Here is a 13,280-nt window from a genome sequence, read left to right as displayed (position 1 = left end):
GGCCGTGACGGTGGCTGGCGTGGTGGGGGAGACGTCCGCTCGCCCTCGGCGGGCCGCACAGGCGGTCCATCGGTGGTCACGGGGTGCAACCCCACCCGGCAATGGTTACAGACAGTGACGCTAGGGGGGTCTGGCTTCCAGGTCAAGCCGTTGGTGTGAAACGCGACGAATCAGTGGCCAAACCGTGCGTAAGTGAGGCACCTCTCATGTGCGGATCGATCGGGGCGAGTGGTGCGGATCTCGCGGGCGAAAAGCCCGATCTGACAGGCGTTTTCACGTTTTGCCCCTGGAAGGGGCCAATCCGTTCAGTCATGAAACGGTGACCCTTGGGTGACTAAGCGCCCACTCTCGATGTGTCGAGAGTCACATTCGCGATCGGCCGAGGTCGACCACCACTCGAAGGTCCTGGTCGTCGCTGGTAGCGTTGGCCCGATCGACATCCTTTAACGACCTGTTCAGCGAGGCAGGGAAGGGGTCACTATTTTGCGTGCGCGAAAGCAGACGAGGGGTGACACCGGGTCCGCCGACCCAGCGTCGTCACCCGAAGTGCCCGACGGAGCCAGGGCCGTCCTCGACGGCCCCGAGATCAACCGGGCGCTCACCCGCATCGCCCACGAGGTGCTCGAACGCACCAAGGGCGGTCGCCGCGTCACCCTCCTGGGCATTCCCTCGCGGGGCGTTCCCCTCGCCCGGCGCCTGGCCCAGCGGATCGAACGCGTCGAGGACCTGAAGGTGCCCACCGGATCCCTCGACATCACCATGTACCGCGACGACCTGCGGCTCGCCCCCGCACGGGCGCTCGGCAAGACCGAGATCCCCACGGGAGGGCTCGACGACCGCGTCGTCGTCCTCGTCGACGACGTCCTCTTCTCCGGCCGGACCGTGCGCGCCGCGCTGGACGCCCTGGGCGACCTCGGCCGCCCCCGCGCCGTCCAGCTCGCCGTCCTCGTCGACCGCGGCCACCGGGAACTGCCGATCCGCGCGGACTACGTCGGCAAGAACCTGCCGACCTCCCTGCGCGAGAACGTCACCGTCCGCCTCACCGAGACAGACGGACACGACGCGGTCCTGCTCGGTCCCGCGCGGCCGCGCCCCGGCGCCACGGAGGGGGACGAATGATGCGCCACCTGCTCTCCACCGGCGACCTCACCCGCGACGAGGCGACCCTGGTCCTGGACACCGCCGCCGAACTCGCGCGGGTCGGCGACCGCTCGGTCAAGAAGCTTCCGACCCTGCGCGGCCGGACCGTGGTCAACCTCTTCTACGAGGACTCCACCCGCACCCGCACCTCCTTCGAGCTCGCGGCCAAGCGCCTGTCCGCCGACGTCATCAACTTCTCCGCCAAGGGGTCGAGCGTCTCCAAGGGCGAGAGCCTCAAGGACACCGCCCTGACCCTCCAGGCGATGGGCGCCGACGGCGTCGTCATCCGCCACAGCGCCTCCGGCGCCGCCCACCGCCTCGCCAACTGGGTCGACGGATCGGTGCTCAACGCGGGCGACGGCACCCACGAACACCCCACCCAGGCCCTCCTGGACGCCTTCACCATGCGCTCCCGCCTGGGCCGCCTGGAGGGGTTGCGGGTGGCCATCGTCGGCGACATCCTGCACAGCCGCGTCGCCCGATCCAACGTGCTCCTGCTGAACACCCTCGGCGCGCACGTCACCCTGGTCGCACCGCCCACCCTGCTGCCGGTCTCGGTGCACACCTGGCCGTGCGAGGTCTCCTACGACCTCGACGACGTCCTGCCGAAGTCCGACGTGGTGATGCTGCTGCGCGTGCAGGCCGAGCGCATGACCGAGTCCTACTTCCCGTCCGTGCGCGAGTACAGCCGCAACTACGGACTGGACGGCGAACGCCTGGCGCGTATGCCCCAGGACGCGATCGTCATGCACCCCGGCCCCATGGTCCGCGGCGTGGAGATCTCCGCCGAGGTGGCCGACTCGCCGCGCTGCACCGTGACCGAACAGGTCGCCAACGGCGTCAGCCTGCGCATGGCCGTGCTCTACCTGCTGCTCGGCGGCTCCTGACCGCTCAGGCCGCCCCGACCGGCGCCCGCCGGGCGCGCGCCCCCGATCCCGGGGCCGCCGCGCCCGCGTTCCGGCGCGCCCTCGCACCGACCTTCCGCACACCGAACACGAGGAACACCACACAGCGATGCCCGACACCCACGGACCGCACCTGATCCGCCGCGCCCGCGCGCTCGGCGGCGACCCCGTCGACATCCTGCTCGCCGACGGCAGGATCGCCGCCCTGGGCCCCGACCTGGACGCCCCCGAGGGCGCCGAGACCGTCGACGCCGACGGTCTGATCGCCCTGCCCGGCCTCGTGGACCTGCACACACACCTGCGCGAGCCCGGCCGAGAGGACGCCGAGACCGTCGCCACCGGCTCCCGCTCCGCCGCGATGGGCGGCTACACCGCGGTCCACGCGATGGCCAACACCGACCCCGTCGCCGACACCGCGGGGGTCGTCGAGCAGGTCTGGCGCCTGGGACGGGAGGCCGGGTACTGCGACGTGCGCCCGGTCGGCGCCGTCACCGTCGGACTGGCCGGTGAGCGGCTCGCCGAGATCGGCGCCATGGCCGACTCCGCCGCCCAGGTCCGCGTCTTCTCCGACGACGGCGTCTGCGTCTCCGACGCCCTGCTCATGCGCCGCGCCCTGGAGTACGTCAAGGCGTTCGACGGCGTGGTCGCCCAGCACGCCCAGGAGCCCCGTCTGACCGAGGGCGCCCAGATGAACGAGGGCTGTGTCTCCGACCGCCTCGGACTGCCCGGCTGGCCCGCGGTCGCCGAGGAGGCGGTCATCGCCCGTGACTGCCTGCTCGCCCAGCACGTCGGTTCCCGCCTGCACGTGTGCCACGTCTCCACTCGGGGGTCGGTCGACATCATCCGCTGGGCCAAGGCCCGCGGCTGCGACGTCACCGCCGAGGTCACCCCCCACCACCTGCTGCTCACCGACGACCTGGTGGAGAGCTACGATCCCGTCTACAAGGTCAACCCGCCGCTGCGCACGGCCGAGGACGTCCGTGCGCTGCGCGAGGGGCTGGCCGACGGCACGATCGACATCGTGGCCACCGACCACGCCCCGCACCCGGTGGAGGCCAAGGAGACCGAGTGGTCCACCGCGGCCATGGGGATGGTCGGCCTGGAGACCGCACTCGCGGTCGTCCAGCACACGATGGTCGACACCGGCCTGCTCACCTGGGACCGGGTCGCCGACCGCATGTCCGCCGCCCCCGCCCGCATCGGGCGGGTCTCCGGGCACGGGCGCGACCTGGCCGCCGGTGAGCCGGCCAACGTCGTGCTGTACGACCCGGCGGCCCCCGTCGAGGTCGACGGCGCCGCCATGGCGACCAAGAGCGGCAACACCCCCTTCCGAGGCATGACGCTGCCAGGCCGGGTTCGCGCGACCTTCCTGCGCGGGGTTCCCACGGTCATGGAAGGGAAGATCAGTTGAACACGACAGAGAAGACCCAGGTCAGCACTGGTTCGGTAGAGGGGGAGAACGTGTCCGAGCAAACCGGCGGACCGGCGGTTCTGGTGCTAGAGGACGGCAGGGTCTTCCACGGCCGGTCCTTCGGCGCCGCTGGGGAGACCTTCGGCGAGGCCGTCTTCAACACCGGTATGACCGGCTACCAGGAGACCCTCACCGACCCCTCGTACCACCGCCAGATCGTCGCGATGACCGCGCCGCACATCGGCAACACCGGAGTCAACGACGACGACCCCGAGTCCGGCCGGATCTGGGTGGCCGGGTACGTCGTCCGCGAGCCCGCGCGCATCCCGTCCAACTGGCGGGCCCAGCGCACCCTCGACGAGGAACTGCGCCGTCAGGGCGTGGTCGGCATCGCCCTCACCGGCACCCGCGCCCTCACCCGCCACCTGCGCGACCGGGGCGCCATGCGCGCCGCGATCAGCACCGTCGAGACCGACCCGAAGGCGCTGCTCGCCCGGATCCAGGAGCAGCCGCGCATGGCCGGGTCGGACCTGGCCGCCGAGGTCAGCACCGACGTCCCGTACGAGGTCCTGCCGCCCGAGGCGTCCAGACCCGCTTCCACGTGGCCGCCGTCGACCTCGGCATCAAGGCCATGACGCCCCAGCGCCTGGCCGAGCGGGGCTGCCGGGTCACCGTGCTGCCCGCCACCGCGACCGCCGAGGACGTCCTCGCACTCGACCCCGACGGCGTGTTCTTCAGCAACGGCCCCGGCGACCCCGCCACGGCGGACGGTCCCGTCGCAGCCATGCGCGGCGTCCTGGACGCCGGCAAGCCGCTCTTCGGCATCTGCTTCGGCAACCAGATCCTGGGCCGCGCCCTGGGACTGGGCACCTACAAGCTCACTTTCGGGCACCGCGGCGTCAACCAACCGGTCCGCGACACCCGCACCACGAAGGTCGCCATCACCAGCCAGAACCACGGGTTCGCCGTCGACGCGCCGCTCGACGGCTCCTTCGACACCCCCTACGGCCGGGCCGAGGTCAGCCACGTCGGCCTCAACGACCAGGTCGTGGAGGGTCTGCGGCTGCTGGACCGACCCGCGTTCAGCGTCCAGTTCCATCCGGAGGCCGCCGCGGGCCCCCACGACGCCGCCGGACTCTTCGACGAGTTCTGCGACCTGATGTCCGCCCAGCCCGCTGGCCAGCAGCAGTAGAGGAAGAACATGCCGCGCCGTAGTGACCTTTCATCCGTCCTCGTGATCGGCTCCGGCCCGATCGTGATCGGGCAGGCGGCCGAGTTCGACTACTCGGGCACCCAGGCCTGCCGTGTCCTGCGGGCCGAGGGCCTGCGGGTCATCCTGGTCAACTCCAACCCGGCCACGATCATGACCGACCCGGAGATCGCCGACGCCACCTACGTCGAGCCGATCACCACCGAGATGATCGAGAAGATCATCGCCAAGGAGCGCCCCGACGCCCTGCTGCCCACCCTGGGCGGCCAGACCGCGCTGAACGCCGCCGTCGCCCTGGACGAGGCGGGCATCCTGGACGAGTACGGCGTCGAGCTCATCGGCGCCAACATCCAGGCCATCCAGTCCGGCGAGGACCGGGAGACGTTCAAGGAGATCGTCGAGCGGATCGGAGGCGAGTCCGCGCGCTCGCGGATCTGCCACACCCTCCAGGAGTGCCTGGACGCCGCCGAGGAACTCGACTACCCGGTCGTGGTCCGCCCGTCCTTCACCATGGGCGGCGCCGGTTCCGGCTTCGCCCACGACGAGACCGCGCTGCGCCGCATCGCCGGACAGGGCCTCGCGCTCTCCCCGACCACCGAGGTGCTCCTGGAGGAGTCCATCCTCGGCTGGAAGGAGTACGAGCTGGAGCTGATGCGCGACACCAACGACAACGTCGTGGTCGTGTGCTCCATCGAGAACCTCGACCCCATGGGCGTGCACACCGGTGACTCCATCACCGTGGCCCCCGCCATGACTCTGACCGACCGCGAGTACCAGAAGCTGCGCGACATCGGCATCGCGGTCATCCGCGAGGTCGGGGTGGACACCGGCGGCTGCAACATCCAGTTCGCCGTCCACCCCACCACCGGCCGCGTCATCGTCATCGAGATGAACCCGCGCGTGTCCCGCTCCTCGGCGCTGGCCTCCAAGGCCACCGGCTTCCCGATCGCCAAGATCGCCGCCAAGCTCGCCGTCGGCTACACGCTCGACGAGATCCCCAACGACATCACCCGGGAGACACCGGCCAGTTTCGAGCCCACGCTCGACTACGTGGTCGTGAAGGTCCCCCGGTTCGCCTTCGAGAAGTTCCCCGGCGCCGACCCCGCGCTCACCACCACCATGAAGTCGGTCGGCGAGGCGATGGCGATCGGCCGCTCCTTCCCCGAGGCCCTCCAGAAGGCCATGCGCTCCGTCGAGAAGGCCGGGATCGGCTTCACCTGGGCGGGCGAGGCCGGGGACAAGGGCGACCTGCTGCGCCGCGCCGCGACCCCGACCGAGCACCGCCTGCGCCAGGTCCAGCAGGCCCTGCGCGCCGGTGCGACCGTCGAGGAGCTGCACGAGGCCACCCGGATCGACCCGTGGTTCCTCGACCAGATGCTCCGCCTGGAGGAGACGGCCCGCGCCCTGGGCGGAGCCGCCAAGCTCGACGCCGGACTGCTGCGCGAGGCCAAGGGGCTCGGCTTCTCCGACGTCCAGATCGGTGAGATCACGGGCAGGAGCGAGGACGTGGTCCGCGAACTGCGCCATGCCCTGGGCATCCACCCCGTGTACCTGACCGTGGACACCTGCGCCGCCGAGTTCGCCGCCCGCACGCCCTACCTCTACTCCAGCTACGACGAGGAGACCGAGGTCCCCACCGGCGACCGTCCCAAGATCATCATCCTGGGCTCGGGACCCAACCGCATCGGCCAGGGCGTCGAGTTCGACTACTCCTGCGTCCACGCCTCCTTCGCGCTCTCCGAGGCCGGCTACGAGACCGTGATGGTCAACTGCAACCCGGAGACCGTCTCCACCGACTACGACACCAGCGACCGGCTCTACTTCGAGCCGCTCACACTGGAGGACGTCCTGGAGGTCGTCCGCGCCGAGCAGGCCGCCGGACCGGTCGTCGGGGTCATCGTGCAGCTCGGCGGCCAGACCCCGCTCGGCCTGGCCCGCCGGCTCAAGGCCGCGGGAGTCCCCATCATCGGCACCAGCCCCGAGGCCATCGACCTGGCCGAGGACCGCGGCGAGTTCGGCAAGGTCCTGGCCGAGGCCGGGCTGCCCGCGCCCAAGCACGGCACCGCCTACTCCTTCGAGGAGGCCAAGGCCGCCGCGGACGAGATCGGCTACCCGGTCATGGTCCGTCCGTCCTACGTGCTCGGCGGACGCGGCATGGAGATCGTCTACAGCGAGACGATGCTCGCCGACTACATCCGCCGCAACGCCGAGGTCAGCCCCGAGCACCCGGTGCTGATCGACCGCTTCCTCGACGACGCCATCGAGATCGACGTCGACGCCCTCTACGACGGCGCCGAACTGTACCTGGGCGGCGTCATGGAACACATCGAGGAGGCCGGGATCCACTCCGGCGACTCGGCGTGCACCCTGCCCTCGATCACCCTGGGCGGCGAGGACATCGAGCGGATCCGCCACTCCACCGAGGCCATCGCCCGGGGGACCGGCGTGCGCGGCCTGCTCAACGTCCAGTACGCGCTCACCTCCGGCGTCCTGTACGTGCTGGAGGCCAACCCGCGCGCCTCGCGCACCGTGCCGTTCGTGTCCAAGGCCACCGCGGTGCCGCTGGCCAAGGCCGCGGCCCGGGTCATGGCGGGCAGCACCGTCGCCGAGCTGCGGGCCGAGGGCCTGCTCCCGGCCGAGGGCGACGGCGGCGACCTGCCCGCCGACGCGCCGGTCTCGGTCAAGGAGGCTGTGCTCCCGTTCAACCGGTTCATCGACCGGCAGGGCGAGGGCGTCGACACCATCCTCGGTCCGGAGATGCGCTCCACCGGCGAGGTCATGGGCCTGGACACGCAGTTCGGCGCCGCCTACGCCAAGTCGCAGCTCGGCGTCACCGGCGCCGTGCCGTCCGGCGGCCGGGTGTTCGTGTCCGTGGCCAACCGCGACAAGCGCTCGATGATCTTCCCGGTCAAGCGCCTGGCCGACCTCGGCTTCGAGATCCTCGCCACCGAGGGCACCGCCCTGGTCCTGCGCCGCAACGGGGTCCGCGCCACCGTCGTGCGCAAGCACAGCGAGGGTCCCGGCCCCGACGGCGAGCCGACCATCGTGCAGCTCATCCATGACGGAGGGGTCGACCTCATCGTCAACACCCCGTTCGGCGGCGCCGGGCAGGCCGGTCCCCGTCTGGACGGGTACGAGATCCGCACCGCCGCCGTCGTGCGCGGCGTTCCCAGCGTGACCACCGTGCAGGGACTCGCCGCCGCGGTCCAGGCGATCGAGGCGCGCGTGCGCGGCGACGTGGGCGTGCGGTCCCTCCAGGAGCACGCGCGCACGCTGGAGGCCGGTCGCGCGTAACCGGACCGGACGGCGGGGCCGGACGCAGTAGAGTGCGTTCGCCGTGGGCCGCGGCCCACGGCGAACGCACGGCCAAGGCGAGGAAGGCTACCCCGAACGATGAGCGACAACGGACCGGTGCAGATCAGGTGCCCCGTGCTGAACGTGCGCAGAGTGGACGCCTACTACGCCATCACCGTGGTCGCGCCGGGCATAGCCGAGCGCTTCCGCTCCGGGCAGTTCGTCACGGTGGGCGTGGGCGGGGACCACTCCAGCACCCTGCTGCGCCGCCCCTTCGCCATCCACGACGTCAAGCCCGACTACGGCGGCACCGTCGAGTTCCTGTTCTCCGTGCGGGGGACCGGGACGGCCTGGCTGTCCGAACGCAGGTCACGCGACCTGCTGGACGTGGTCGGCCCACTGGGCCGCCCCTTCCCGCTGCCGCGCGACCCGGTCAACTGCGTGCTCGTCGGCGGCGGGTCGGGCAGCGCCCCGCTGTTCCCGCTCGCCCAGTCCCTGCGCAGGCGCGGCTGCCGCGTCGACTTCGTGCTCGGAGCGGCCTCCGCCGACCGCGTGTTCAGCGCGATCACCGCCCGCCGCGTCGCCGAGACGGCCGTCTTCACCACCGACGACGGATCCTTCGGCACGCGCGGCCGGGTGACGGACGTGCTCGGTCGCGTCATCGAGGACGCCCGCTCCGACGCGGTGTACGCCTGCGGACCGATGCCCATGCTGCGCGCGGTCACCGCGGTGGCGGGGGAGCACGGCGTTCCGGTCCAGGTGGCGGTGGAGGAGACCATGGCCTGCGGTACGGGGATCTGCATGACCTGTGTGATTCCCGTCGTCGGTGAGGACGGTGTCACCCGCATGGTGCGCTCCTGCGTGGACGGCCCGGTGTTCCGGGGCGAGCGGGTGCGCTTCGACGACGTCGGCTCCATCCCCTTCGACGCCTGGGCGCCCCGGGCTGGAAGGGCTCCAAGGCGGCCCGCGCGGCCGAGTCCGCACGCGACATCGCCTGACCCGCACACAGCCGGAAGGTGGGAACGTGGCTGCTCCCCTCTCCTACGGAAGGAGGTTCTCGGATGAGTGCCCTCCCGCCATGCGACGTGCGGGGATTCCTGGCTCAGGCAGCCCGGACGTCCCACGGGAGGTCGGGTCCCCCGCCCTCGACGCCAGCCGGGCTCGGACCCGCCCGGACCGGCGCCACGCGTGCGGACCCCGTCGTCCTTCCGCGGTGGCGTCGTCACGTTCGACGATCCAGTGGGAACCCGACACGAGGAGGGGAGCTTTGGCCCAGGTGAGTCATCCCGCCGTGGACATGGGCGGACGGCGCACTGCCCGGGACACCGTCCGGCCGCCGCTGCCGGTGAGGCGTGGGTTCCGATTCCCTCCCCGGCCCGAGGACCGGGGCATCCTTCAGGAGAGAACGTGAACGCGGACCTGACCATCCGACTCGGCGGCGCCGAGCTGCCCAATCCGGTGGTGACCGCCGCCGGGTGCGCCGGGGCGGGCCGCGAGCTGGCCCGGTTCTTCGACGTCTCCTCGATCGGCGCGGTGACCACCAAGTCGGTGATGCTGGAGCCGCACGCCGGGCGGCCGGCGCCGCGGATGGCCGAGACCCCCAGCGGGATGCTGAACACCGTCGGCATGCAGGGGCCGGGGATCGACGTCTTCCTCCAACGGGATCTGCCCTGGCTGCTCTCGCGCGGCGCACGGGCGATCGTGTCCATCGCCGGGACGGGGACGGCGGAGTTCGGGGAGCTGGCCCGACGCGTCTCCGGGGCCGCCGGGGTCAGCGCCATCGAGGTCAACCTCTCCTGCCCGGACCCGGCCGACCCGGGCGGGCGGTACTTCGCCGACGACCCGGCGAGCGCGGCGGCGGTGGTCGGCACTGTGCGCTCGCACGCCCGTTCGGACGTGCCCGTTCTGGCCAAGCTCGCGGCCGACGTCCCCGACGTGGTGGAACTGGCCAGCGCGTGCGTGGAGGCCAGGGCGGACGGTCTGTCGATGATCAACACCGTGCGCGGGATGGCGATCGACACCCGCACCCTGCGGCCCGCGGTGGCGGGCGGCGTGGGCGGGCTGTCCGGTCCGGCGATCCGCCCCCTCGCCGTGGGCTGCGTCTTCCGGGTGCACGAGGCCCTGCCCGACGTGCCGATCGTCGGCATGGGCGGGGTCCGCACGGGGGCGGACGTGGTCGAGTTCATGGCAGCCGGGGCGAGCGCCGTGGCGGTGGGCACGACCAACTTCTCCGACCCCTCCGCGTGCGCGCGCGTCCTCCGGCAGTTCACGGAGGAGTTGGAGGCGCGCGGGATCGAGCGGGCCCGCGACCTGGTCGGCGCGGCCCACGGCGAGGGGGTGGGCGCCTGAGACGCGGTCCGGGTCGAGTGCGAGGCTCCTGACCGGCCTGGACGGCGCTGAGGCGGCGCTGTGCGACCGAACGTGCGCATCCGGCATCCCGGACATACGAACCGGGGCGCGACCCGTTCACGGCCGCCTCGGAAGGCGTTACGGGGAAGTGACCTACCGGGGGCGCATGAAGAGCCGTATCCGGGGAATCGCACACTTTGGTGTGTGCACATGACAGCGAACGTGCATCGGCCGGTGCTTTCGTAAGCACAGGTGCAGGTGCTGACACCGACCGTACGGTGTCGGACGAAGAAGGGGAAACCGACATGACCGCGCCCACCGCTCCCGCCCCGATCGCCGTGGCGATCGACGCCGACGACATCGAGACCGCCGCCACCTGGGCGTCCGCGGTCGCTCCGCACGTGAGCACGGTGAAGGTCGGGCTGGAGCTGTACCTGCGGTACGGCCCCGAGGCGGTCAGCGCGGTGCGCGGCGCCAACCCGGTCGGGGTGTTCCTCGACCTCAAGCTGCACGACATCCCGGCGACGGTGGCGGGTGCGGCGCGCAGCGTCGCGGGCCTTCGCCCGTCGATCCTCACGGTGCACGCCAGTGGGGGAGCGGACATGGTCCGGGCGGCGGTGGAGGCCGCGCCGGACACCAGGATCGCCGCCGTGACGGTGCTCACCTCGATGAGCGAGAAGGACCTGGAGCAGGTGGGGCTGCTCGGTCCGGCCCGCGACGCGGTGCGGCGTCTGGCGGCGATGGCGGTGGGCGCAGGGGCCCGGGCCCTGGTCTGCTCGCCGCGGGAGGTGGCCCTGGTGCGTTCCGAGGTGGGCCCCGACATCACCCTGATCACGCCGGGCGTGCGCCCGGCGGGGGCGGACAGGGGTGACCAGTCGCGGGTGGCGACCCCGGAGGAGGCCGTGGCGGCGGGTGCGGACCTGCTGGTCATCGGTCGACCGATCACCAGGGCGGCGGACCCCGGCGCCGCGGCGGCGGCCATCGCGGCAGCGGTTCGGCGCGCCGGGGTCCGCGCCTAGCGGAGGCGGGGTCCGCGACCCGTGTGACGGAGCGGAAGGGGGTCTGGCCCGGATGTCGCAGTGATCCCATCACGCGCAGTTGTGGATCACGTACGGTCACCAAAAAAGTGTGTCCGAAATCAGGTTCTCAACGCTGAGAGTGACCCGCGTCACCCCCGTGTGACCTGCACAGGTGGCACCGTTGTCGGGCCTTTCAATCGGGACTTAGGTCCTGATTTTCGTCTCTGCCTGCAAGGGCTTAGTTACCTTGAGTAGTTCCTTCGATGAAATAGCCGCTGAAAGGCCACTTTGCGTTGCCTAAGGGGGGTCGGACCTACTAACTTGCGCAGGCGTCCGCCCTCTACAAACGAGTAGAAATCCGAGGTGACCCGGCGTGGCCCTTCCTCCCCTCACACCCGAGCAGCGCAGTGCGGCTCTTGAGAAGGCCGCCAAGGCCAGAAAAGAGCGCGCTGAGGTCAAGAACAAGCTCAAGAACGGCGGTATCTCGCTGTCCGAGGTCCTCGCCGACGGGCTCAAGGACGACGTCATCGGCAAGATGAAGGTTTCGGCTCTGCTGGAATCCCTGCCCGGCGTCGGCAAGGTCCGTGCCAAGCAGATCATGGAGCGGCTCAACATCGCTGAGTCCCGCCGCGTCCGTGGCCTGGGCACGAACCAGCGTGCCGCCCTCGAAAGCGAGTTCGGGGACCTGACCAAGTAGGTCTCCCCGAGCGACACCGGCCCGTCCGCGTCCCCCACAGTCGCGGCGGAGACCGTTCCTCGCACACGCGGGAACGGCCGCGTGCCACAGCGGTGGCCGAACCCCCGGTGAGTCTTCGACCGCGCCGCGGTCGGCGGACCGCTCGGCCCCAGGTCGACGCGTCCGCCGCGCCGCGCGCGGTGGTATAAATGGAGCTTCCCGCGACCGCGGAGACCTCGAAGGGAAGCCCGATCCACCCATGCCAGACGAGCCCGGAGCCCAGTCCAGCCCGCAGGAGAAGCGGCTGACCGTCCTGTCCGGCCCCTCCGGTGTGGGCAAGAGCACGGTGGTGGAGGCGATCCGTCGCGACCACCCCGACGTCTGGCTCTCGGTGTCGGTGACCACCCGCGACCCCCGGCCCGGTGAGCGCGAGGGCGTGCAGTACCACTTCGCCTCCGAAGCGGAGTTCGACCGCCTCGTCGCCGACGACGAACTGCTGGAGTGGGCCGAGTTCGCGGGCAACCGCTACGGCACCCCCCGCACCCCCGTGACCGAGCGGCTCTGCGCCGGGATCCCCGTCCTGCTGGAGATCGAGCTCCAGGGCGCCCGCCAGGTGCGCGCGACCATGCCCGACTCCCTGCACGTCTTCCTCGCGCCGCCCTCCTGGGAGGAGCTCGTCCGCCGCCTGACCGGCCGCGGCACCGAGTCCGAGGAGGTCGTCCAGCGCAGACTGGACGCGGCCCGGGTCGAGCTCGCCGCGGAGAAGGAGTTCGACACGACGCTCGTCAACACGGCCGTACGGGACGTATGCGACGAGCTGCTAGCGTTGATCCGAGCGCCCAAGGTGTGATATCGCCGCCCGCGGGCGCCCACCTGTCAATCACGTCACGGCTTTCGACGAGCCGGAGACCGTCCCTGGGGGTATACGAAGTGGCTGGTACCGAGCCCGTCGCCGAAGGCATCACCAACCCGCCGATCGACGACCTGCTGGAGTGCGTCGACAGCAAGTACAGCCTGGTGACCATGGCCTCCAAGCGGGCCCGCCAGATCAACGCCTACTACGCCCAGCTCGGCGAGGGCCTGCTGGAGTACGTCGGCCCGCTGGTGGAGACCCACGTGCAGGAGAAGTCACTGTCCATCGCCCTGCGCGAGGTCAGGTCCGGCCTGCTCACCGCCGAGCCCTACGAGGGCAACTGAGCCGCGCTCCCGCGGACTCGGGCGCGAGGAACGGGGCGCTCGCCCGCCCCCCGCCGTCCGGGGACGCCGCGCGCGGGTG

At 71.5% G+C, this 13,280-nt stretch carries 9 protein-coding genes and 2 pseudogenes; all 11 read left to right on the top strand.

The features are described from left to right. Positions 1-483 precede the first annotated feature (483 nt). The 11 genes and pseudogenes from pyrR to rpoZ all read left to right on the top strand — a co-directional run bounded on the left by pyrR (position 484) and on the right by rpoZ (position 13,201). Positions 484-1,119 (top strand): bifunctional pyr operon transcriptional regulator/uracil phosphoribosyltransferase PyrR, encoded by a 636-nt coding sequence (pyrR, locus tag BJF83_RS02280; RefSeq protein WP_075924983.1) that lies wholly within the window; start codon positions 484-486, stop codon positions 1,117-1,119. Then, positions 1,119-2,027: an aspartate carbamoyltransferase catalytic subunit gene (locus BJF83_RS02275; protein WP_075924982.1), complete on the top strand. Its 909-nt coding sequence runs from the start codon at positions 1,119-1,121 to the stop codon at positions 2,025-2,027. The genes pyrR and BJF83_RS02275 overlap by 1 nt, the downstream gene beginning before the upstream one ends. 127 nt (positions 2,028-2,154) lie before the next feature. After that, the gene (locus BJF83_RS02270; protein ID WP_075924981.1) at positions 2,155-3,456 is read left to right on the top strand and encodes a dihydroorotase; all 1,302 of its coding nucleotides are present in this window, start codon (positions 2,155-2,157) and stop codon (positions 3,454-3,456) included. Positions 3,457-3,506: 50 nt separating this feature from the next. Next, a pseudogene (gene carA / locus BJF83_RS02265) lies at positions 3,507-4,648 on the top strand (glutamine-hydrolyzing carbamoyl-phosphate synthase small subunit). 9 nt (positions 4,649-4,657) lie between these two features. Beyond that, complete coding sequence (gene carB, locus BJF83_RS02260) at positions 4,658-7,960, top strand: carbamoyl-phosphate synthase large subunit (RefSeq protein WP_075924980.1); 3,303 nt, start codon at positions 4,658-4,660, stop codon at positions 7,958-7,960. 99 nt (positions 7,961-8,059) lie between these two features. Continuing rightward, a pseudogene (locus BJF83_RS02255) lies at positions 8,060-8,958 on the top strand (dihydroorotate dehydrogenase electron transfer subunit). Positions 8,959-9,367: 409 nt separating this feature from the next. Further along, a complete protein-coding gene (locus BJF83_RS02250; RefSeq protein ID WP_075924978.1) occupies positions 9,368-10,309 on the top strand; it encodes a dihydroorotate dehydrogenase in 942 nt (313 codons plus the stop codon). Positions 10,310-10,614: 305 nt separating this feature from the next. Beyond that, complete coding sequence (gene pyrF / locus BJF83_RS02245) at positions 10,615-11,328, top strand: orotidine-5'-phosphate decarboxylase (RefSeq protein ID WP_075924977.1); 714 nt, start codon at positions 10,615-10,617, stop codon at positions 11,326-11,328. Positions 11,329-11,701: 373 nt separating this feature from the next. Beyond that, the gene (gene mihF, locus BJF83_RS02240; protein WP_075924976.1) at positions 11,702-12,025 is read left to right on the top strand and encodes an integration host factor, actinobacterial type; all 324 of its coding nucleotides are present in this window, start codon (positions 11,702-11,704) and stop codon (positions 12,023-12,025) included. A gap of 238 nt (positions 12,026-12,263) precedes the next feature. Further along, entirely contained in the window at positions 12,264-12,854 is a 591-nt protein-coding gene (gene gmk / locus BJF83_RS02235; protein ID WP_075924975.1) for a guanylate kinase, read from the top strand. Between the two features lie 80 nt (positions 12,855-12,934). Then, the gene (rpoZ, locus tag BJF83_RS02230) at positions 12,935-13,201 is read left to right on the top strand and encodes a DNA-directed RNA polymerase subunit omega (RefSeq protein ID WP_075924974.1); all 267 of its coding nucleotides are present in this window, start codon (positions 12,935-12,937) and stop codon (positions 13,199-13,201) included. Positions 13,202-13,280: the final 79 nt, after the last annotated feature.

The sequence above is a fragment of the Nocardiopsis sp. CNR-923 genome (genome assembly GCF_001942255.1).
In the GTDB taxonomy this organism is placed as follows: Bacteria; Actinomycetota; Actinomycetes; order Streptosporangiales; family Streptosporangiaceae; genus Nocardiopsis.
This window is presented reverse-complemented; position numbering and strand designations above follow the sequence as displayed.